Origin of the sequence: Paraliomyxa miuraensis, assembly GCF_026337845.1 — a bacterium.
Classification (GTDB): Bacteria; Myxococcota_A; Polyangia; order Nannocystales; family Nannocystaceae; genus Paraliomyxa; species Paraliomyxa miuraensis.
Genome location: NZ_JAOVZF010000162.1, coordinates 154,712 through 176,150 on the forward strand (window position 1 = coordinate 154,712; position 21,439 = coordinate 176,150).

At 70.0% G+C, this 21,439-nt stretch carries 18 protein-coding genes; 14 read left to right on the forward strand and 4 right to left on the reverse strand.

Annotation, left to right across the window (positions count from 1 at the left end; translation table 11 throughout):
* The first annotated feature begins 7 nt into the window (after positions 1-7).
* Positions 8-1,447, forward strand: coding sequence for a hypothetical protein (locus tag OEB96_RS38310; protein ID WP_266221852.1), 1,440 nt, complete (start codon positions 8-10; stop codon positions 1,445-1,447).
* A gap of 138 nt (positions 1,448-1,585) precedes the next feature.
* Here the strand turns inward: OEB96_RS38310 and OEB96_RS38315 are convergent, their stop codons facing one another.
* Complete coding sequence (locus OEB96_RS38315; RefSeq protein ID WP_266221853.1) at positions 1,586-3,112, reverse strand: OmpA family protein; 1,527 nt, start codon at positions 3,110-3,112, stop codon at positions 1,586-1,588.
* A gap of 238 nt (positions 3,113-3,350) precedes the next feature.
* Between OEB96_RS38315 and OEB96_RS38320 the strand changes: the two genes are divergently transcribed.
* The 11 genes from OEB96_RS38320 to OEB96_RS38370 all read left to right on the forward strand — a co-directional run bounded on the left by OEB96_RS38320 (position 3,351) and on the right by OEB96_RS38370 (position 15,845).
* On the forward strand, positions 3,351-4,952 hold the full coding sequence (locus OEB96_RS38320) for an NHL repeat-containing protein (protein WP_266221854.1): 1,602 nt from the start codon (positions 3,351-3,353) through the stop codon (positions 4,950-4,952).
* A gap of 163 nt (positions 4,953-5,115) precedes the next feature.
* Positions 5,116-6,192: a hypothetical protein gene (locus OEB96_RS38325; protein ID WP_266221855.1), complete on the forward strand. Its 1,077-nt coding sequence runs from the start codon at positions 5,116-5,118 to the stop codon at positions 6,190-6,192.
* Positions 6,193-6,400: 208 nt separating this feature from the next.
* A complete protein-coding gene (locus OEB96_RS38330) occupies positions 6,401-7,474 on the forward strand; it encodes a vWA domain-containing protein (protein ID WP_266221856.1) in 1,074 nt (357 codons plus the stop codon).
* A gap of 79 nt (positions 7,475-7,553) precedes the next feature.
* Positions 7,554-9,140, forward strand: coding sequence for a GH25 family lysozyme (locus tag OEB96_RS38335; protein WP_266221857.1), 1,587 nt, complete (start codon positions 7,554-7,556; stop codon positions 9,138-9,140).
* A gap of 32 nt (positions 9,141-9,172) precedes the next feature.
* Positions 9,173-9,664 (forward strand): hypothetical protein, encoded by a 492-nt coding sequence (locus OEB96_RS38340; protein WP_266221858.1) that lies wholly within the window; start codon positions 9,173-9,175, stop codon positions 9,662-9,664.
* Between the two features lie 107 nt (positions 9,665-9,771).
* A complete protein-coding gene (locus tag OEB96_RS38345; protein ID WP_266221859.1) occupies positions 9,772-10,584 on the forward strand; it encodes an RMD1 family protein in 813 nt (270 codons plus the stop codon).
* 143 nt (positions 10,585-10,727) lie between these two features.
* Complete coding sequence (locus OEB96_RS38350; RefSeq protein ID WP_266221860.1) at positions 10,728-11,276, forward strand: RNA polymerase sigma factor; 549 nt, start codon at positions 10,728-10,730, stop codon at positions 11,274-11,276.
* Positions 11,273-12,013, forward strand: coding sequence for a hypothetical protein (locus OEB96_RS38355; protein WP_266221861.1), 741 nt, complete (start codon positions 11,273-11,275; stop codon positions 12,011-12,013). Before OEB96_RS38350 ends, OEB96_RS38355 begins: the two co-directional genes overlap by 4 nt.
* A gap of 46 nt (positions 12,014-12,059) precedes the next feature.
* On the forward strand, positions 12,060-13,517 hold the full coding sequence (locus tag OEB96_RS38360) for a radical SAM protein (RefSeq protein ID WP_266221862.1): 1,458 nt from the start codon (positions 12,060-12,062) through the stop codon (positions 13,515-13,517).
* Positions 13,510-14,727: an MFS transporter gene (locus tag OEB96_RS38365; RefSeq protein ID WP_266221863.1), complete on the forward strand. Its 1,218-nt coding sequence runs from the start codon at positions 13,510-13,512 to the stop codon at positions 14,725-14,727. Before OEB96_RS38360 ends, OEB96_RS38365 begins: the two co-directional genes overlap by 8 nt.
* Positions 14,724-15,845, forward strand: coding sequence for a DUF418 domain-containing protein (locus tag OEB96_RS38370; protein ID WP_266221864.1), 1,122 nt, complete (start codon positions 14,724-14,726; stop codon positions 15,843-15,845). Before OEB96_RS38365 ends, OEB96_RS38370 begins: the two co-directional genes overlap by 4 nt.
* Before the next feature lie 41 nt (positions 15,846-15,886).
* On the opposite strand, the gene OEB96_RS38375 is transcribed toward OEB96_RS38370, so the two are convergent.
* Both OEB96_RS38375 and OEB96_RS38380 read right to left on the reverse strand, forming a co-directional pair.
* On the reverse strand, positions 15,887-16,780 hold the full coding sequence (locus OEB96_RS38375) for a hypothetical protein (protein WP_266221865.1): 894 nt from the start codon (positions 16,778-16,780) through the stop codon (positions 15,887-15,889).
* Entirely contained in the window at positions 16,777-17,352 is a 576-nt protein-coding gene (locus OEB96_RS38380) for an RNA polymerase sigma factor (protein ID WP_323137475.1), read from the reverse strand. Before OEB96_RS38380 ends, OEB96_RS38375 begins: the two co-directional genes overlap by 4 nt.
* A 65-nt stretch (positions 17,353-17,417) precedes the next feature.
* Between OEB96_RS38380 and OEB96_RS38385 the strand changes: the two genes are divergently transcribed.
* Positions 17,418-18,074 (forward strand): hypothetical protein, encoded by a 657-nt coding sequence (locus OEB96_RS38385; RefSeq protein ID WP_266221866.1) that lies wholly within the window; start codon positions 17,418-17,420, stop codon positions 18,072-18,074.
* A gap of 10 nt (positions 18,075-18,084) precedes the next feature.
* Positions 18,085-20,172 (forward strand): caspase family protein, encoded by a 2,088-nt coding sequence (locus OEB96_RS38390; protein WP_266221867.1) that lies wholly within the window; start codon positions 18,085-18,087, stop codon positions 20,170-20,172.
* 16 nt (positions 20,173-20,188) lie between these two features.
* Here the strand turns inward: OEB96_RS38390 and OEB96_RS38395 are convergent, their stop codons facing one another.
* Entirely contained in the window at positions 20,189-21,439 is a 1,251-nt protein-coding gene (locus OEB96_RS38395) for a glycosyltransferase (protein ID WP_266221868.1), read from the reverse strand.

The following is a 21,439-nucleotide window of genomic DNA, read 5'->3' on the forward strand; positions in this document are numbered from 1 at the left end:
CCCCGACATGTCGAACCTAAGTCGCTCCTTCGTTGCTGCGATCGTTCTTGGCCTACCCACCGCATGCGCCGACCCGTGCATCGACGACGGGCTCGGCCAAGTCAACCAGGGCACCTGTCCCTCGCTCGCGACCGCGACCGAGACCGAGAGCGCGACCGACTCGAGCGCGACGGAGTCGAACTCGAACTCGAACACGAACACGATGTCCGACTCGCTCGACTCGACCGAGAGCATGTCGGGCTCGCAGTCGAGCACCGCGACCGAGTCCGAGAGCGGCGGCAACCTGTGGTGCGTGGACGCCGATGGGGATGGCTACGGCGATCCCGACATGTGCACGCAGTCCGACGACATGCCGCCCGGCACCGTGCCCAACGACGACGACTGCGACGACACCAACCCCAACACGTTCCCGGGGGCGGCGCCCAACGACGATCCCGATGCCTGCATGAAGGACGAGGACGACGACGACTGGGGCGACGACGATCCTCCGCCCGGGGTGGACCCGGGGACCGACTGCGACGACGAGAATCCCGATGCGCATCCGGGGGCGGCGGAGAACGAGCCCGAGCTGTGCACGGTGGACGCCGACGACGACGGGTGGGGCGATGCCAACCCGCCCGGTGGCGGTGGAGGGGGCGGCGGCGGGCCGCAGAGCGGTAGCGACTGCTATGACTCCAACCCGCAGCTCAATCCGGACACGCTGCAGCTGACGGTGTTCCTGCCGTACAACGGCGGGGCCTTCTCGCCCAAGACCATCAACTTCGTCAACGTCATGGACGCCAGCTTCGATGACTTCGTCCTGCTGCAGACGCCGGGCGGCGGGATCCCCAACACGAACGTCGTGACCTCCACCTTCAACGAGCAGATGGAGATCTACGCCAACGATCTCAACGCCGTGCGCCTGCAGACGGTGGACTATGCCGACGCTTGCGGAATGGGCATGGGGGTGATCACCCCCGTAGGCATGATGCCCTACGGTCCCATGGGCGACATCGTGTGCGGGCTCGAGTTCGGCCGCGACGGCACCCTCTACGGCTTCGGTCACACCGGCGACGACTTGCGCACGTTCGACCCCGCGACCGGCCAGGTCATCGACACCATGCCGCTCACGGTGGATGGCGCGCTGCTCGACGTGGTCTCGTGCGGTACGGCGCGCGATTGTTCGCAGGAACGCCTGCTGCTCGCCAATGGCCTGGATCAAACCATCTACTCCGTCGATCCCACGAACGGTGAGGCCGAGGTGCTCCGCGATCTGTCGATGACGGTTCCGGGCCCGTGGAGCCCCACCGGTCTCGAGTACGAGCCGACCACCCACTCCGTGCTGCTGTCCACCGGCAACGAGCTGTGGCGCGTCGATATCACCGACGACACCGTCGATCCCGAGCTCATCGGGATGTTCCCCAGCCCGGTCTCCAACCTGCAGAACTTGCCGATCTGCATGCCGTAGCGCCGGCCGCCGACCACGAACCAGCGACGAACGCCAACAAAGCAGAAAGGGCCGGCGGTCTTCCGTCGGCCCTTTCTGCTTTGGTTGGCTTCATGCGCCAGGGCTCCCGTGGAGCTCCCGCACCGTGCCCGCGCGCTGCTACTTCAGCTTGAACTCGATCCGCCGGTTCTTCGCGCGCCCCGCCTTGGTGTCGTTGGTGTCCACCGGCTCGTCGGGTCCGGACCCGCGCGTGGTGATGCGCGACTCCTCCACCCCGCGGTCGACCAGCCACTGCTTGACCGCATCGGCGCGGCGCTGCGACAGCTCGAGGTTGTGCTCGCGGTTGCCGGTGCTGTCGGTGTGACCCGAGATCTCCACCTTCACGTCCGGGTACTTCTTGAACACGTCGAGCGCCCGCTGCAGCTTGGGCGCGGACTTCTTCTTGATGCTGTCCTTGTCGACGTCGAAGTAGATGCCCTCGATGACGCCGGTGAACTTGCCGAGATCCTGGGGCACCTCGTCGGGGCAGCCGTCCTTGTCCTGGTAGCCGTTCTTGGTCTCCGGCTCCTCGATGCACTTGTCGCTGGGATCGAGGATGCCGTCGCCGTCGGTGTCGGGGATCGGGCAACCCTTGTACTCGGGCACGCCGGGCACGTCGACGCACTCGTCGTCGGGATCGAGGATGCCGTCGCCGTCGGTATCGGGGATCGGGCAGCCGTCGTACTCGGGCACACCGGGCACGTCGACGCACTTGTCGTCGGGATCGAGGATGCCGTCGCCGTCGGTGTCGGGAATGGGGCAGCCCTGGTACTCGGGCACGCCCGGGACGTCGATGCACTGGTCGTCGGGATCGAGGATGCCGTCGCCGTCGCGGTCGCCGGGCTTGGGCGCCAGCTTCTTGCGGCCCAGCGTCAGCGAGAAGCCCAGCAGCACCTCGGGGCTGTGGATCACGCCGTCGTCCACGCCCTGGCCGGCGGTGACGTGGTCGCGCACGTCGAGCCGCAGCATGGTGTAGCGGTTGATGAAGACCTTCACGCCGCCGCCGAAGTGGATCGATGCATCCACGTCGCTGCCCACCGCCGCACGGTCGCTGGCCACGTTGAGCATGCCGCCGCCCACCAGCACGAACGGGGTCACGCTCCACAGCGGAACCTGACCCACGAATTGGAGCCGCATGCCCCACAGCGTGGCCCGCATGTCGTCGGCGTTGGTGCGCGTGGGCATCACCCCGGCCTCGCCCTCCACCCCGAACACGCGCAGCGGGTAGTAGCCGAGGCGCAGGCCGATCGAGGGCGCCACGCGCTTGAATTCCTTGAAGCCCTGGTCGGGCAGCGTCTGGTCGGGCTCGAACAGCTCGAGCCGCCGCGCCGGGAACAGCACGCCGCCGTAGAGCCCGAGCTCGGCCATGTTGCGCTCGGGAGCCCAGCGCTTGATCCACTTGACGTCGCCGCGATCCTTCTCGCCCTTGGCCTTGTCGTCCTTGGGCTTCTTGGCCTTCTTGCCCTTTGCGTCGCTCTTGCCGCTCGCGTCGCCGTCGGCCTTGGCTCCGTCCTTGGTGCCCAGTGAAACGCCGCCGGAGGCCTTGCCCTCCGTGCCGCCCTCGGCGGTTGGCTCGGCGGCTCGGGCCTGGCTCGACATCGCGCCGAGCAGCAAGACCGAGCAGGTGGTGACGATACCCTTCCTCATCGTGCTCATGGGGGTCCGCCGGCATGGTGCGCGACGTTCGTACCTTCTTGCAAGTCACCCACATCACCCCCGGTTCATGGGGTGAATTACGTCCCGGATGCGGACATGGCCGACCGCGGGGGCCCACTTCCGCGCCCGCGACCCGCCCATGCGATGCGCGGATTCCGGTTTTCGTCCGCTCGGCGGCCCCCAGAACGTGGTGTCTGCCCATCCGAGTGCCGCTGTATCCTGGCTCGGTATGCGTGACCTACGTTGCTCCCTGGCCGGCCTGCTCTGCCTTGGTGTCCCCGTCGCCTGTGCCGACCCTTGCATCGACGACGGGCTCGGCCAGGTCGACGAGAGCCAGTGCCCCTCCGCCAACTCCGAGGGCGAGACCGACTCGGGCACCACCGACGGATCGGTCTCCGACACCATGAGCACCGCGACCATGGGCACGGTCACCATGGGCATGACCAGCTCGCAGTCGGGAACCACCACCCAGGGGACCGACACCATGGGCACGCTCGACGACACGGCCACCATGGGCCAGACCGAGACCTCCGGCCCCTCGCTGTGGTGCGTCGACGCCGACGGCGATGGCTTCGGCGACCCCGACATGTGCCAGATGGCCGACGAGCAGCCGCCGGGCACCGTCGACAACGACGACGACTGCGACGACACCAACGACGCCACGTTCCCGGGGGCCGCACCCAACGACGATCCCAACGCGTGCATGCAGGACGAGGACGACGACGACTGGGGAGACGACGCCCCGCCGCCGGGCGTGGACCCCGGGACCGATTGCCTCGACGACGACGCCACCACGTTCCCGGGGGCGGCGCCCAACGACGACCCGACGGCGTGCATGCAGGACGAGGACGACGACGACTGGGGCGACGACGCGCCGCCGCCGGGAGTCGACGTGGGGACCGATTGCCTCGATGACGACGCCAACGTGTACCCGGGCGCGGCCGAGCTCGAGATGCCGCCGGGCCAGTGCATGGCCGACGCCGACGACGACGGGTGGGGCGACGCCAACCCCGGCGGTGGAGGAGGCGGGGGCGGAGGACCGGTGGGCGGTGCCGATTGCTACGACACCAACCCCGACCTCAACCCCGACACCATGGACCTGATGGCGTTCACCCCGTTCCAGGGTGGGGCCATGACCCCCAAGACCATCGAGACGGTCGGCCCCATGGGAATGCTCGGCCCGTTCGTCACGCTGGAGACCCCGATGGGGGGCGTGCCTCCGGTCAACATCGTGACCGGCTCCGTCAACGCGCTCGGCGAGATCTTCGTCAACGACCTCAACACGGTGCAGCTCTACACGGTCGACTACGCGGCGACCTGCATGATGGGGACCGGCGAGCTGGCCCCCGTGGGCATCCCCTACGCCATGGCGGGCAGCGTCGTGTGCGGGCTCGAGTTCGGAGCCGACGGCAGCCTGTACGGCATCGACCACGCCGACCAGCTGCTCACCTTCGACCCGGCCACCGGCCAGATCACCGGCATGATCCCGATCGTGACGGCAGGCGGGGCAACGCTGAACATCAACTCCTGCGGCACGGCCTTCGATTGCTCCTTGGGGCGGCTGCTCGTGGCCAACGGCATCGACCACTCGATCTACGCGATCGATACCAGCACCGGCGAGGCGACCCTGCTGCGCGATCTGGACCCGTTCTTCGGTGCAGCGTGGTCCCCGGTCGGACTCGAGTGGAATCCGCTCACCCGCCTGGCCTACCTCTCCACCGGCCCCAACCTCTACGAGGTCGACCTCGACGACGTGATGGCGCCGCCGGTGAACCTCGGGGCCTACGGCGAGAGCGTTTCCAACCTCTCGTACCTTCCGCTGTGCCAGTAGGCCTGCGCCCGGCCCGGCCCGACCTGATCGGGCCGGACGCCGGGGGCGGGTCCTACGCCGGACGTTGGCCCTCGCCGATCGCGTCCGAGAATTCACATCGGATGCAAGAGTCGCCTGGCTCACCTCGGGGTCGCTGCTAGCTTGATCCAAGAGGTAGTTCGTCTTGTCACTGCGAGCCAGGGGGCTCGCCGCGTGTCTTCCGGGGTTGCTCGCCTGCCAGCCGCTCCTACCCGAGCTCGAGGCCGAAGGTCGACGAGTCTCGGTCGGGGTACAGGCCGACGTGGAGCTGTGCGCGGGCACGTTGCGGGCCTGGGACCGACACGTGGACTTCGTGGAGTCCGAGCTGGGCATTGCTCGTGACCCGACCGATCGCATGGAGGTCTACATCGTCGAGGACACCGCCCGCTGGTGCGACGACGTCATGGCTTGCTACATCGGCGGCTGGGTCGATGCCTCGTTCGTGCCCAGCTACGCGCCGCGGGCGATCTGGCACGAGCTGGTGCACCACGTGGTCTCGGGCTCCGATCTGGGCATGACCGATCGCTTCCTCAGCGAGGGCGTCGCGGGCACCCTGGGCGACAGCTGGTGCCCCACGCCGGGGACCGACTGGCCGCATCCCCCGCTGGCCACCGTGTTGGCCCGCGAAGAGGTGCTCTACGAGCACTACCCGCTCGCGGCGCAGTTCGTGGACTTCGTGCGGCAGGAGCACGGCACGCCGGCGCTGGTGGACCTCGTCGATTGCATCGATCGTGGCGATCCGCTGAGCACCGTCGACGAGTGTGCCCAGCGGGTGCTGCATGCCGACATCGGCGCGGTCGATCGTCGCTTCCAGGTCGCCACCCCCGCGCTGCACGGCAACCCGGCGCTGTGCAGCGGCCCATCGGCTCCGTGGGATGGGCGGAAGTGGCGCTTCGACGCCGAGCTCGCCTGCAGCGATCCCGATGTGGTCAACACCTTCGGGTCGCGGTACGGGCGCGAGACGGCGGTCATCGTCGACCTCCCGCGCGCCGGAGCCTACGCGGTGGAGCTCGCCGCCGATGGTGATGCCTCCGTCGAGATCGAGCCCTGCTTCTGTCCCACCGAGGGCTCGCTGAGCTCGTCGGCCAACCAGGGCTCGGTATGGGTCGGCGAGCCCGGTCGCTATCGCTTCGTGTTTCGCACCGCCGATCCCTCGGCCTCGCGCCTGCGCGTGGAGCTGTGGCCGATCGACGACGACGAAGGTGCGCAGGCGCCCACCTGACGTCGATCACGATCGTGCCGAGGATCCAGCACCGGCCACCCGGGACCCGGCTGCCGGGCGAAGCTCGACGCCGAGTTTCCACGGCGTTGACCGGGTGATCGAATCGTGACGTTCACGTGCCGCTCGTGTCGAAGACCCGATCCGGCTTACGACAAGAGCGCAGCAACGGCCCTTGCGACGGAGCGCACTGAGAGTAGTCTCTTTGCTCGTGAAGAACTGCAGCGCGTGGCTTTTCGCGCTCGGGCTGGTGACGGTCGGGTGTGGTGATTCCGACCGCGATCCTCCCCAGAGCACCGAGGGCTTCGATACCGACCCCTTTGGCCTCACCACTGGCGACGTCAAGCTCGACATCGCCGGTGGCAACAGCTCGCCCACCGAGATGCCCCCCGAATTCACCTCGGGAGGGTGCGCCGACGTGCAGGTCCAGGTCGAACCCATCATCCCCACCCTCGTGTTGTTGGTGGACCAATCCGGCAGCATGACCGACGACTTCTCCGGTCAGCCGCGGTGGGAAGCCATCTACGAGACCTTGATGGATCCGGCCGATGGCGTGGTCTCCACGCTGCAATCGTCGGTGCGCTTCGGTCTCACCCTCTACACCAGCGAGGACGGCTTCGACGGCGGCGAGTGTCCGCTGCTCACCACGGTCGAGCCGGCGCTCGACAACCACGGGCCCATCGATGCCGAGTTCGCCCCGGCCGATCCGGTCGACGAGACTCCCACCGGTGAGTCGCTGGCCGCGGTGGCGCAGCAGCTCGCCGCGTTCCAGGCCGACGGTCCCAAGGGCATCGTGCTCGCCACCGACGGCGAGCCCGACACCTGCGAGCAGCCCAATCCCCAAGAGGGTCAGCAGGTCTCGCTCGATGCGGCCGCCCAGGCCTTCGAGCTGGGCATCACCACCTACATCATCAGCGTGGGCGACGACGTGGGGGCCGACCACCTCCAGCAGATGGCCAACGTGGGCGTGGGCAAGGACCCCGACGATCCCATGCCCGCTCCCTACTACCAGGCCCTCGATGCCCAGCAGCTCGTCGATGCGTTCGAGGAGATCATCGGCACCTTCGTGAGCTGCGAGCTGCTCATCGACGGCGAGGTCGACCTCTCGAAGGCATGCGAGGGCTCCGTGTTCCTCGACGGCATGGAGCTCCAGTGCGACGTCGACTACCACCTGCCCGACGCCAACACGCTGGAGCTGCTCGGTGACGCCTGCGCGACGCTGCAAGACGGCGGCGAGCATCAGGTCGACGCGGTCTTTCCCTGCGACGCCGTGCACATTCCGTAGTCACGCCCACGCTGGAGACCGGGGCTTCGCCCGCCAGGGCCGTGCTCGTCGTGGCAAGATTGCGCCGCGGAGGACGGCCATGGCGCTTTGGGGGCGAGGGTTGCAGGAGGGAACGCGGGGGGCATCGATCGTGGGCGCGGGGCTCGTGCTCTCGGTGGCGGGATCGAGCCCCACCGAGGCGGCACCGCTGGCCGATCGGCCCCACGGCAACGTGATGGGCGACGGGCTCCGCGGGTTGGTCTCGCCCCCCGATCCCACCGCCGGCCAGGTGTGTGCGGGCCCCGAGACCCTGCAGGGCATCGACGTCTCCTACTACCAGGGCAACATCGACTGGAACGCAGTGGCGGCCGACGGGATCACGTTTGCGTGGGTCCGCGTCTCGCACAGCACCCAGTTCTTCGACCCGCAGTTCGATGCCAACCTCGCCGGAGCACGCGCGGCGGGGATCCACACCGGCGTCTATCAGTACTTCGAGCCCCAGGAGGATCCCATCGCGCAGGCCCAGTTCCTGCTCGACCACATGGGTCCGCTGCAGCCCGGCGACATGCCGCCGATGATCGACGTCGAGAGCTCCGACACCGTCGCCCCCGGTCCCTACGCCGATGCGATCCGGGCATGGCTCGACCACGTGGAGGCAGCCACCGGCGTTCCCCCCATCATCTATACCGGCTACTACTACTGGAACGACAACGTCGGGACCGACGAGTTCATCGATCACCCGCTGTGGATCGCCAACTACAACCCCGGCTGCCCGCTGATCCCCGACTACTGGGACACGTGGACCTTCCACCAGTACTGCGCCTGTGAGTCGATCGCAGGGATCGCGGGGGCGGTGGACGGCGACACCTTCAACGGCAACCTCGACGACCTCATGGGCCTGTCGGTCGGCAGCGGAGTCTGCGGCGATGGATCGTGCACGTTCGGCGAGGATCCCTACGAGTGCCCAGCCGACTGCCCGCCGTGCGGGGTGATCGGCCCCGATGGTGGCACCATCGACGACGGCGACGCGTGCATGGAGCTCCATGGCCCGCTCGAGTACTGGCGCGAAGAGGCGGCCGGGCAGGGCGGGTCGCTGCGGTGGACGCATGCCACCGACTTCGATGCTCCGTCCAACTATGCGATCTGGCGGCTGTACTTCGAGGAGTCTGGGCTCTACTCGGTCGAGGTCCACATCCAGCAGCCCTATGGCGAGACGCAGAACGCGGCCTATCGGATCGACCACGCCGGGGGGCAGACGGTGGAGATGGTCGACCAGAGCGCCGAGGCCGGCTGGGTGTCGCTGGGGGACCTGATGTTCGAGGCCGGCACCGATCACTCCGTGCGGATCGACGACGACACCGGAGAGTCGGTCGACCTCGAGGTGATGATCGTGGCCGATGCGCTGCGGGTGACCCGGCTCGACGGGGGCAGCGTGGACGACACCGCCGGGGAGACCGGGCTCGACCCGGATGGTGGCACCAGCAGCGGCGTCGGGGACGAGGACGGCCTTCCGGGGGGCACCGGGAGCACGGGTGGCGGCGGCAGCGACACGTTCGCGTCGCCCGGCCAGAACGACGATGGTGGCGGCTGCGGCTGCCGCAGCCACGGGGGCACGTCCGGGTGGGCGTGGTCGCTGCTCTTGGGGATCGCCGCAGTGCGTCGGCGTCGAACTCGAAGGTTCGGGTAGGGCCGATGTCGATGCAGCCGCGATTCGTTCCCATGTCCAGCCGTCGTCTCGTCGTCATTGCAATCGGAGTCGGGTCTTGCCTGGCCCTGGCCTCGACGATGGCCTGCAGCCGAGACGAGGCCGCGCTCGTGACCCCGCGTGACGGCACGTGGACGGCCTCCTCGGAGTCGACGTCGAACACCTGCTCTGCGCAGACCACGGTCGAGGCCACGCTGTCGATGTTCTTCATCGATTACGACTCCGGCGATTCGTTCCAGATCGAGCGCGGCAACACGCCCGACATCGTGTGCGAGATCGACGGGTACGACTTCGTGTGCCCCGACTACGAGCTCACCACCTTCGACATCGCGGGCTTTGCGGCCACCCTGGTGTGGGACCTTCGCATCGAGGGCACGTTCGACTCGGAGACGAGGGCCTCGGGCGAGGAACGCGTCGAGGTGAGCTGCGTGGGCGAGGACTGCAACCTGCTCGACGACGTTCCCTGTGCGCAGGTGCGGAGCTTCGAGATCACGTTCGCCGGCTGACGGGGCTCGAGCGCTCGGAGCGCTCCCATGTCGTCCCGCCGTGCGGACGTCCAAGACGCCAACGCTGCGCGCGGCACGTCACCGCGAACGAGCCAAGCTAGGGGATCGTGGATCCCGATCGCTCCGTTCCCGCCGAGCTCTCCCTCATGACCCTGGCCGTCGATGGACGCGTGGAGCTGCGCACGCGCGATCATCGAGGGGAGCCCGAGCCGCGGCTGCGCTCGCCGCAGCGCTTCGTGTACGCGCGTGGCGAGCAGCGGGTGTACGTGTTCGCGTTGGGGGCGGTGGTGGTGCTGGGGACCGACGCGCTCGACCCCGAGCTTCGTGCGTTCGTGGAGCACTGCACGAGGTGCACCGTGCTCCCGGAGACGGTCGATCACTATCGCCTGGCCATCGATGCTCGGGCCGAGCGCGGGCGGGTCGAGTGGGAGCGGATCGTGATCCCGCGGCTCGACGACGAGGTGGTCGACGCGGTGGCGCTGGCGTTGGCGCGCTCGGCGGGCCTCGAGCGCTACGAGCGGGGGGCCGAGCCGCTGCTCGAGCAGGGCCTCGGCCTCGCGCGGGCGCTCGCCGGGCATGGGCGCACGCCCTTCGGCGTGCGTCCCATGATCCAGCGCATCGCCGGCCTGACCGTCTCGCGGCTCGAGCTCGCGCGCTGGTTCGTGCACCTCGACCGCCCCGAGCGCGCGTGGGAGGACCCGGTGGTCGACCACCTCTACGACCTGCTGGTGACCCACCTCGAGCTGGCCGAGCGCCACGAGGCGCTGATGCATCGCATCGGGAGCCTCGAGCACGGCCTGTCGGCGATCGTGGGGATCTGGGAGGGCCGCCGCTCTCGCTTCCTCGAGTGGGCGATCGTGTGGCTCATCGTGGTGGAGATCGTGATGGCACTGGTCGAGACCTTGGTCGAGGCCGGCTAGCGCGCTCGAGGCCGGTGGCCTGCGCGATTCCCGCCGCGCCCGGGCGGCCGCGCATCCCCCTGGCAATCGTCCTGCCGTGCGAATTTCTCGTGCAAGGCTTTGGCGGGCCCGCGACATGGGAAGGTCGACCGGGCCCAGCGGGCATGCCCACGCGAGACTCGAGCCACGCCGCGGTGCTGACCCCGGCGCAATTCGCTGAACGCTTCCGAGAGTCCTCGCGGGTGCTGTGGTGCATTGCGGCCGGGGTGCTGGGCGAGCGCGCCCAGGCCGAGGACGTGCTGCAGGAGGCCGCGTTGACGGCACTGAGCAAGCTCCACACCTTTCGACCGGAGTCGAACTTCGTCGCGTGGATCGGCCAGTTCGTGCGGTACGTGGCGCTCAATCACCGCCGCAAGCGCGAGCGGCGGAGCCGCGCGCTGCGGAAGGAGGCCTCCAGCGAGCCCGCCCGAGACGACCAGCCCCCTGCGGCCATGTTCGACGCCAACGTGCGCTTGGCCCTCGAGGCGCTCGGGGAGACCGCGCGGACGTGCCTGCTGCTCAAGACCGTGGTCGAGCTCGACTATGCCGAGATCTCCGAGCTGCTGGACATCCCCGTGGGCACGGCGATGAGCCATGTCTCGCGTGCGCGTGCCAAGATGCAGAAGCTGCTGGGTGAGCCGCAGTGGGCGACCCAAGGAGGGGGAAGTCGATGATCGACCGCGAGCACGAAGCGATCGACGACTCGTTGCGTCGGCAGTTCGCCCCGCCGTCCCTGGACGGGCTCAACGATCGGATCGCCGCAATCGCGGCCTCCATGGGCGAGGCCGAGCCGCGTGATGCAGCCCAGGGCGTCGATCCGTTGCCGCTCTCGAGTCGCGCGACCAGCCGGGAACCCCCTGGCGAAGACCGCTCACGTGCCCTCGTGCTGGTGGCGTTCGCGGTCGCGGCCGCCCTCGTGCTCGTGTTCTCGTGGCCGCGTGGCGGCGGCCCAGCGACGCAGGGCACGCACGACTCGGCGCTCGCGGTGGCGACACCGAGCCAGGTCGCCGGCAAGCAGCTCCACGACTTCCTGCGCGCCGCACGGTACCCATCGCCCCCCGGCGACATGGACTGCGCGCTGGAGCAGCCGCCATCGCCGAGCTGCAGTGCAGCCGAAGGCACGCCCACGCTGGTGGCGAACCTCGGGATGCAGCTCGTGTGGGAGTGTGGCGGCCTCACGGGGGTGAGCTGCCAGGCGCACGAGCTTCCCGCGCAGCGGCTGATGGTCGTGCAGCTGCTGCCCGCGGGTCCCGACGTGCTCGTCTGCATCGAGCCGCCGTGGGCCGATCCGCAGCCCGAGCTGCCCGACGACACCGACTACCGGATCTTCCGACGCACCCTGGGAAGCTACGTGCTCTACGAAGTCACGCCGCTCGACGAGCCGCGCGTGCTGAGCCACGTGAAGATCTGATCGGGAGCGCCGCAAGGTCGACGCCCGCCCGCGACATGGGTGGATCGTGATCCATGCATCTGGACTCCTGGGGACCCGCTACGACGGGCTCGCCCGCAACACCATCGACTACTGGATGCAGCCCGATGATCCGACGATGTCGATGCCGCGAGTCCTTCACGCAATCGAGAGCGCACCGGTGCTGCCGGAGTCCTCGTTGCGGCTCTACCTGCACGTACCGTTCTGCGCGCAGCGCTGCCGATTCTGTGCGTTCTCCGGCGGCAACAGCCTCGACTGGCGCCAGGCCGAGCGCTACGCGCGGCTGCTGGTCCGTCAGCTGCGGCGCATGTGGGCGCGCACGGCGATGCAGGGTCGATCGATTCGATCGGTGAACATCGGTGGCGGCAGCCCGGATCTGCTGGGCCCCGCGATGGCATCGGTGCTGCAGGCCGTGCACGAGCTCCCCGGCTTTGGCGACGAGACCGAGCTGTCGGTCGAGCTGACCCTGAGCACCGTGCATCGCGACTTCATCGACACGCTCGCGGCGTTCGGCGTCACCAAGGTGTCCTTCGGCCTGCAATCCCTGGACCCCGAGGTGCGCGGCCACATGCGACAGCCCCGATCGCTGCAGCACCTCGAGCGGGTCCTGGAGTGGATCGACGGGCGGATCCCGGTCGTCAATGCCGATCTGATCACGGGGCTGCCCGGCCAGACCCGCCAGGGCGTGGCCGCCGATCTCGACGAGCTCATGGCGGAACGACGGATCCATGCCATCAGCTCGTACCTGCTGACTCCGGGAGCGGCTCCATCGCTGCTCGCGGCCATCGGCGCGGGGACGATCCCGACCGCGCCATGCGCCCTCGATCAGGCGCTGATGCGCCTGGAGACCTACGGTGCGTTTCGACGAGCCGGCTGGGTCCGCCACGGGACCAACACGTACGTCGATCCGCGGCGCGTCGACGGTCCCACGCTCGCGCGTCTGGCCGGCGACGAGTGCATCGGCGCGGCGGGGTACGAGACGTTCTTGCTCGGCGTGGGGCCGCAGGCGATCGCCACGATGCCGGGCGTGCGCGTCGAGAACCTGGTCGACATCGAGGCGTGGTGCGCGGCCGTCGAGCGCGGCGAGCCCCCGTATTGCGTGTCCAAGTGCTCCACGATCCACCAGCGCGACATGGCCTTGTGGACGTTCCCGCTGCGCTGGGAAGGGCTGTCGCGGGCCCACCTGAGTGCGCTGCGGGCCTCGAGCGTGATCTCGCCTCGGCAGGAAGCGACGCTCGCGGCGCTCCAGCAGGAGGGGCTCGTCGTCGAGGGGCCGAATGGCCTTGCGCTGTCGCTGCTCGGAGAGGTCTTCATGGGCCACCTCGTCCGCGATCTCAAGCAGGACTCGTCGCGGGCCGCGGTCGACGCCTACATCGACGAGGGCGAGGCGCTCGGTCGCGCGGCGGCGACGGGACGAGCCCCCGACACCAATGCCCTCAACAATCGGCAGCTCGCCGAGATCTGGCTGGATGGGCGCCGTGCTTGAAGGCGTGCGCCGGCTTCCGCGGCCGCTCGCGTTCCTGTACGCGGGGACGATTGCGACGCGCCTGGGGACCTTCGTCGTCCCCTACCTGACGATCTACTTGTCGGTGGAGCGAGGACTGAGCCTGGCGGCGACGGGGCGCATCCTCGCGGCCGGGGGCGTGGGCTTGCTCCTCGGCAACCTCGCCGGGGGACAGCTCGCCGATCGGGTGGGCCGCAAGGCCGCGCTGCTGGCCGCGCTGCTGGTCAACGTGATCGGCGTCGGTACGCTCGCGGTGGCGCTGCCCTGGGGCGGAGCGTACGCGGTGGCGCTGGCCGTCGCGCTGGCCGGGGCGGGGATGTGGATGCCGGCCGCCAATGCGCTCATCGCCGATGCGACCAACGAGGCGGAGCGCGGGCTGGCCTACACGGTGCACTACGTGTGCATCAACATCGGCATGGGGCTGGGTCCGCTGCTCGGGGGGCTGCTCGCCGCATCGTCGTTCCACGCCGTGTTCGTGGGCGACATCGCGACGTCACTGGTGTGCGCTGGGCTGATCGCGGTCGGCATCTCGTCCGTACACCCGCCTGCGGCGCGGTCCGATCGCGATCGAGCCTCGACCCTGCGCGTGTGGACGAGGCACCCGAGGATCGTCGCCTTCTGCGGGGTCAGCGTGCTGCTCGTGGCGCCGTTGATGGGGCTGGAGTACGCGGTGCCCATCCTCGTCGCGACCACGTTCGACGAGGCGCTGGTGTTCGTCGGGGTCGTGTACTCGATCAACGCCGCGTGCATCCTCGGCTTGTCGTTCCCCATCGAGCGTGCGCTCCGTGGTCGCAACGAGGCCGCCATGATGGCGATCGCCGGGGCGCTGTGGGCGGGGGGGCTCGCCATCCTCGCCGTGGGCGCGTCGATCGGGGCGCTCTTGTCGTGCACCGTGGTGTGGACGCTCGGGGAGATCGTCGCGTCGATCGTCGTCCCCACCTACGTGTCGCGTCGCGTCGCCGCCCATCACGAGGGTCGCATGCTCGCGCTGCAGGATGCCGTGCGCAGCGGCTCGGCGATCGTGTGCCCCATCGCGCTGGGGGCGATCTGGGACGGGGTGGGCGTGGCGGCGGTGCTCGGCGTCCTGGTGGCTCTGCCGGCCGCTGGCTCGCTCGTGTACCTGGTATGGTGGCGGGCCACGGCGCGTGCCCCCGATGCGACGGTCCCCGTCGTCCCCGCGGGGGTGTCGTGAGGCCGCGAGTCGAGGCGCTCGATGCCCTGCGGGGGTTTGCGCTGTGCGGGATCATCCTCGTCAACGTGACGTGGTTCTCGGGGTATGCGGTGGCGACTCCCGCGGAGCGTGCCGTGCTGTCGGCACCCGCGGTCGATGAGGCGCTGGCGCTCGCCCTGCACGTGCTCGTCGAGGGCAAGTTCTACGGCCTGTTCTCGCTGATGTTCGGCACCGGCTTTGCCTTGATGATCGATGGCGCTCGAGCCCGGGGCGCTCCGGTCGTGCCGCTCGCGGCGCGTCGGTTGCTCATGCTGCTGGCGATCGGAGCCGCGCACGCGTGGCTGCTGTGGTTCGGCGACATCATCGCGCTCTATGCCGTCGCCGCCGTGCCGCTGCTGTGGTGGCATCGCTGGTCGGCTCGAAGGCTCGTCATCGCCGCGACCGCGTGTCTCATGGCGCCCGTGGTCATCAGCGCCATGCTGCTGCTCGCGCGAGTCGTCTGGGGTGATCCTTCGGGCGAGGAACTGGGCCACGGCCCGGCCGAGCTCCTGCCGGTGTTCTCGAGCGGTACCTACGTGGATCTGCTGCATGCGAACGCACAGTTCGTGCGCGAGCGCTGGATCCTGGCGTTGTACTCGAGTCGCCTGGTCCGGATCCTCGGCCTGTTCGTGCTCGGCATGCTCGCCGTCCGCGAGCGCCCGCGCCCGACGCCGCGTACCATCGGAGCGCTCGTGGTGTCCGCACTGGTGGCCAACGTGGCGCTCGCGTTCCTCGGCGACGTCCCCGTGCGGCCGGTGTCCGCGCTGGGGGTGATGCGCGACGCCGTGTATGCGATCGCGATTCCGCTCGGGAGCATCGCCTATGCCGCGGTGCTGTGGCCATGGCTCGTCCGACGCGGGGTGATCGCGCGCGCGCTCGCTCGCGCCGGCCGGCTGACGCTCACCCACTACATCACCCACTCGGTGGCCCTGAGCGTGATCTTCTACGGCTGGGGGCTGGGGGCGTGGGGCCGCGTCGGCTTGACTGGAGCGGTCGTGATCGCGGTGGCGATCGTCGTGGTACAGGTGGCGATCAGTGGAGCGTGGTTGCGCCGCTTCACCCATGGGCCGGCCGAGTGGTTGCTGCGACGGGCCAGATAGGTGCTCGTCTCTCCACGGGCAGGCTCGGCTCGGATCGCCCCCTATTCATCCTTGTCGAGTCGGATCGACTGCTGGCGCCAATCCTGCGGCAGCTCCAGCTCGCCATCGCGAGCCTGCTCGCTCGTCGCGAGCGCTCGTGCGGCCTCCATCACACGCGCCACCGACAGCCGCACCTCGCCGCCATCCACCGTGACGAAGAAGAAGCGCTCGAAGCCAGGCGCATCGTCGAGCTCGTAGCTCTCCGACAGCGGGATCGGCCCGCCGTGCGCGAGCCGGGGATCGTCGCCCTCGCTGGCCGGGAAGTGCAGGGTGGCCACGCCCGCGCCGTCGATCGACACGATCACCCCTTGCTGGGCGCCCTTGGCGTTGTAGGTGACCTGCAACAGCTCGCCCTGCGCCACCCTGGCGCCCTCGCTCATGCGCTCGGGGCGGCCCTCGTGCACGCGATCGATCGACAGCACCGGATCGCCCTTGAGGAAGATCTGCTCGGGCGCCGTGCCTCCATCGGCCGCGGGGTGCTCGGGATCGGCCTTCGCGATCAGCGTGGGCTCGCCCTCGATCGCGCCACCCTCGTCGACTCCGCCGCCTCCGTCGCCGTCGCGACCGAGCGTCCAGACCAGCAGCACGCCGGCCGCAGCCGCGACCGGTGCCCACATCATCCACCCCGCTCGCGGCCGGCCACGCTGCTCCGCGTCTCGGTCATGGTCGAGCCGGGCCAGCCGGCGGTGCACCGCGGCCGCGACCTCGTCGGGTGGGTGCTCGCGCAGGATCTCCGCGTTCGAGCGCTCGATCGCCGCGAGCCGCTCGTCGCCCTCCGCCTCGAGCCGCTGCCGCAGCGCGCTCGCGCGGGCCTCGGGCAGCTCGCCCAGCGCGAGCTTCTCGAGCATCAGATCGGGCACCCGCGGCTCGCCCTCGTGGCTGGCGTTGGTGCTCATGGCCGAGCCTCCGAGGTCGTGCCCATGCCGTCGGCGGTCGCGTGGGCCAGGTCGCCGAGCGTGGCCTTGAGCTTGCGAAGGCGCTTGCGAACCCCGCTCACGCTCATGCCCACCTCGGCCGCGGTCTCCTCGAGGGTGAGCCCATCGTGGAGGTGCAGCATGGCGATGGTGGCGGTCGACTCGGGCTCGCCGCCGAACAGCCGCCGCAGCACGGCCCGGGCCTCGCCGCGATCGACCTCCTCGCCTGCGGCGGCGAGACGGGCGATGGTCTCGCTGGCGGGCTCGGACGGCTTGCGTCGCTGCGAGCGCAGCCGGTTGAGGCAGATGTTGGTGGCGGTGCGATAGAGCAGGCTCGAGCTGGCCCGGTCGTCGAGCTGCTCCTTGCGTCGCACGATCTGCACGAATACGTCCTGCATGGCGTCACTCGCCTGCTGCGGATCCCCCAGAATCTGCCGGCAGCGTCGCAGGACCATGGGTCCATAGCGGCGGTACATCGCTTCGACGTCGACGGCCAAGGAGAGCAGCTCCAGCGTCCCGGTGAGCGAAACACCGGCGGTGCGAGGGAGCGTCACCCCTGCCCGCCGAATTCTCAACCGGGTGACACCCGGGGCTCGCGGCGGTGTTGGACCCGGTGACGATGCTTCGGTTTCGCCTCGCGCTCCGCCGTCGGCCCCGGATCGGGCCTCCGCGCGGGGTTGCGTTGATTGCGTTGGTTGCGCGAATTGCGCTGACGCTGGGCGTGGGGGTGGGCGTGGGCGGAGGGTGCACGCCGACCGAGCGGGCTCCCGAAGCGAGCGGCGAGGTCGATCCCGGGTCCGCGACGGACCCCGAGCCCGGGTCCAGCGACGAGCCGGTCCGCATCAAGGGTCTGGCCCCCCACCTGTTGCTCCATCGGCAGCGCGGCGGTGCAGTGGAGCAGCTCTCCGACGGAGCGATGGCGCGGGCCGGCGATCTGATCCAGATAAGCTACGTGGCGGCGGGCAACCGCAACGGCGTGGTGGTCTCCCTCGATGGTGCGGGCCTGGTCACGCTGCATCACCCGACTCGGGCCGATGTTCCTTCGATCCTGGTGTCGCGCGGCCAGCATGCGCTCGATCACGCCTACGAGCTCGACGATGCCCGATCGTACGAGCGCTTCGTGTTCGTGACCTCCGGTGACGAGCCGCTCGCGGCCATCACGGTGATGAATGCGGCGGCCAGCCTCGCAAAGAGGGGCACGGCTGCGCGAGACTCCCCGCTGCCGCTGCCCGAGCGCTGGCGGCAGAGCTCGATCCTCTTGCACAAGGAACCATGAACGGGACCCCATGAACCGCCTCGGCTCCGTCGTCTGCCTGCTGCTGTTGGCCCTGGTGCTCGCCGGGGCTCGTGGCGGCGTGGCGATGGCCGCGGGCCGAGCCGCGGCCGCCATGCCGGGCCCCGTGCTCACCGTGCGTCGCTTCGCGGTGGTGGTGGGGGCCAACGATGGCGGCAGCGATCGCGTGGTGCTGCGCTATGCTGCCAGCGATGCCGCGGCCGTCGGCTCGGTGCTCGAGCGCTTTGGCGGGGTGGCGGCCAGCGACATGGTGAGCCTGGTGGATCCCAGCCCCGCGCAGCTGTTCGAGGCCATCGAGCAGGTGTCGCAGCGGATCCGGGCCGCCCGTCGCGGCGGGCAGCACGTGCAGCTGGTGTTCTACTACTCGGGCCACTCCGACGAAGAAGGCCTGCTGCTGGCGGGCGAGCGCCTGCGCTACCGCGAGCTGCGCGAGCGCGTGCAGGCGGTGCCGGCCGACGTGCGCATCGCCGTGCTCGACTCGTGCGCCTCGGGTGCGTTCACCCGCCAAAAGGGCGGCACCAAGCGCGCGCCGTTCCTGGTCAGCCCCGCCGCCGAGGTCAAGGGGCACGCCTTCCTCACCTCGAGCTCGGTCGACGAGGCGGCACAGGAGAGCGATCGCGTGGGGGGCTCGTTCTTCACCCACTACTTCACCACCGGCCTGCGCGGGGCGGCCGACGTGGACGGCGATCGTCTGATCACGCTGTCGGAGGCCTACCAGTTCGCGTTCGAGGAGACCCTCGCGCGCACCGAGGCCACCCGCGGCGGGGCCCAGCACGCGGCCTACGACATCCAGCTCGCGGGCTCGGGTGACCTGGTCATGACCGATCTGCGCGAGACCTCGGCCCGGCTCGAGCTGGCCCAGGACGTGGGGGGGCGGATCTCGGTGCGCAGCGTGTCCTCGCGAGGGCCGGGGCAGCTCGCGGCCGAGCTCTACAAGCCCGTGGGCGGCGCGCCCGTGATCCTCGCGCTCGAGCCGGGTCGCTATCAGATCACCGTCGACGATGGCACGGCGCTGTGGCGCGCCGAGCTGACCGTGGCCGACGGGGGTCGTGCCGTGCTCGAGCCCGCGGCGCTGGCCCGGGTCCAGCCCGAGTCGACCGTGCGACGCGGCGACGAGCCCGGTGCCGCCCCGACCGGGGCGGACGACGAGTATCAGGAGATCCCGTTCGACATCGGGCTTTGGCCCTCGCTGTCGATCAACGGCCAGGATCGCAGCGGCAAGAAGATCCGCAACCGCATCGGCGTGTCCGGGGTATGGGGCCGGGCCGCTCGCGTCGATGGGGTCTCGGGCTCGTTCGGGGTGAGCGTGGTCGACGAGCACCTCGAAGGCGCGCAGCTGTCACTGGTCGGCAACGTGGCCGGCGAGGCCGAGGGGCTCCAGCTCGCGGGTGTGTTCGACCACGCCACGCAGATCCGTGGCGTGCAGGCAGCGATGGTCAACCATGCCAAGGAGGTCGTGCCCGGGGCGCAGCTGGGCGTGGTGAACACGGCGGGCTTCGTGCGGGGAGCCCAGCTCGGCATCGTCAACGTGGGCCGCGAGGTCCGCGGGGCGCAGGTCGGCTTCTTCAACTTCTCGCGCTCGGCCGATGCGGCGGTGGGGCTGCTGTCGATCACGCGGGAGGGTGGGGTGCACCCCGAGATCTCCTCCGGTGACACCGCCGACATCCAGGTGGGGCTGCGGTTTCCGGCCCGGCGTACCTACTCGATGCTGGCCGTCGAGGTGGAGCCCTCGCGGACCAACGGGGGCTGGGCGGCGGGCCTGGGCTTCGGTGGTCGCTTCTGGCTGCCCAAGAAGCTGTTCTTCGACCTCGACCTCGTCGTCCTGGCCTCCTTCCGCGGCTTCGACGGCGTGCGTTCCCCGGCCGCCCTGGGCAAGCTGCGCCTGACCTTTGGATGGCAGGCGTTCGAACGCCTCGCGCTGTTCGGCGGCCCCACCCTCGATGCGCTGGTCGAGCTCGACACGGTGGATGTGCTGCCCCGGCCGGGGTTCTACCAGGCGTCCATGCTGGACTACACCAGCCTGACCGACCGATTCCGCGTGCGCGTGTGGCCCGGGTTCGTGGCGGGTCTGCGGTTCTGAGTTCGGGCACCCATCCTCATCCGAGCACGCGCACCGCAGTGGCCACGCCGTCCTCGGCGGCCAGGGCTCGGGCCAGGCTGGTGACCCGCGCCGCGACCGGCTCGCATCGAGCGTCTCGGATCGCGCGTCGCACCCACGCGCGCGTTGCCGGCCGGCCACGCGCCCGCGCCACCCCGATCCCGAGCCGCTCGACGCGCTCGCCCCAGAAGAACTGATCGTAGTCATGGGGCATCACCACCGATGGTGTGCCGGCGCGCACCACTGCGCCCAGCGTGCCGATGCCACCGTGGTGGATTGCGAGCGCGACCCGGGGCAGCACCCACGCGTGCGAGAGCTCGTCGACCCGCAAGAAGCTCCGCGAGCCAAGACCGGCCCGCCTGGCGATGCCCTCGATGTCCACGGGCCCCTGCGGTGCGATGACGAGCACGCGCTCACCGAGATCCGCCGCCGCGCCCAGCACGGCCCGGAAGCGGGCCGCCGTGGTGCCGGGGCTCATGCTGCCGAAGCCGACGAGGATCGGCGCGGGGCCACGACCGAGGAATTGCTCGACGTCGGGGTGCGCGTCGTTCCGGTGCCGTGCGTCCTGGTGCCAGAAGCCGGTGACGACGACCTTCTTCGGCCAGTCCGCGGGGCGTGGAAGGAGCAGCTCGCTGTAGGCCAGCAGCTCGTGGGTGACCATGCGCTCGCGGTGGGCGAGCCAGCCGCCGCGCGGGACCGGGGGCAGGCCCAGCGAGCTGCGCCAGCGTGCCACGGGTCCGGCACACAGCCCCAGCATCAATGCACGCTCGGCCTGGCCGGTCAGGCGGCGAAACGCCGGCACGCGGGCGAGCGGATGACCGGCGAAGAAGGGATCGACGAACGCACGCGTGGGCACGTGGGGCACGAGCGCGACGGAGACGGTGGGAACGTCGAGCCGCTCGGCCAGGTGATGGACCACGAACGCGAGGCCCGAGTACATCAGCGCGTCTGCTCCGTCGGCGACCTCGGCGAAGCGCGGGAGGTAGCGTGCGAGCACGCGCCGGACCAGGCCCCAGAACAGCGCTCGACCGCCAAGGCCGATGAATGGCGGCGAGCGACGTGGGCCGGCGAATTCATCCGGCAGCGGGCCGAGCGTGGTGAGCTCGAGCCCATGGGCCTGCACGAGCGCGCGATGGGGTTCGAACGCGGCGATCCGGACGGTATGGCCCTGGTCGACCAGAGCACGCCCCAGGGCCACGAACGGCTGGACGTCGCCGCGGGAGCCCACGCAGAACATCTGCCAGCGCAT

Excerpts from the sequence above, each read along its gene's own strand:
- OEB96_RS38310 (WP_266221852.1), top strand. The coding sequence starts at position 8 with ATGTCGAACCTAAGTCGCTCCTTCGTTGCTGCGATCGTTCTTGGCCTA.
- OEB96_RS38315 (WP_266221853.1), bottom strand. The coding sequence starts at position 3,112 with ATGAGGAAGGGTATCGTCACCACCTGCTCGGTCTTGCTGCTCGGCGCG.
- OEB96_RS38340 (WP_266221858.1), top strand. The coding sequence starts at position 9,173 with ATGTCCAGCCGTCGTCTCGTCGTCATTGCAATCGGAGTCGGGTCTTGC.
- OEB96_RS38375 (WP_266221865.1), bottom strand. The coding sequence starts at position 16,780 with ATGAGCACCAACGCCAGCCACGAGGGCGAGCCGCGGGTGCCCGATCTG.
- OEB96_RS38350 (WP_266221860.1), top strand. The coding sequence starts at position 10,728 with ATGCCCACGCGAGACTCGAGCCACGCCGCGGTGCTGACCCCGGCGCAA.
- OEB96_RS38395 (WP_266221868.1), bottom strand. The coding sequence starts at position 21,439 with ATGCGCTGGCAGATGTTCTGCGTGGGCTCCCGCGGCGACGTCCAGCCG.
- OEB96_RS38385 (WP_266221866.1), top strand. The coding sequence starts at position 17,418 with ATGCTTCGGTTTCGCCTCGCGCTCCGCCGTCGGCCCCGGATCGGGCCT.
- OEB96_RS38335 (WP_266221857.1), top strand. The coding sequence starts at position 7,554 with ATGGCGCTTTGGGGGCGAGGGTTGCAGGAGGGAACGCGGGGGGCATCG.
- OEB96_RS38320 (WP_266221854.1), top strand. The coding sequence starts at position 3,351 with ATGCGTGACCTACGTTGCTCCCTGGCCGGCCTGCTCTGCCTTGGTGTC.
- OEB96_RS38355 (WP_266221861.1), top strand. The coding sequence starts at position 11,273 with ATGATCGACCGCGAGCACGAAGCGATCGACGACTCGTTGCGTCGGCAG.
- OEB96_RS38390 (WP_266221867.1), top strand. The coding sequence starts at position 18,085 with ATGAACCGCCTCGGCTCCGTCGTCTGCCTGCTGCTGTTGGCCCTGGTG.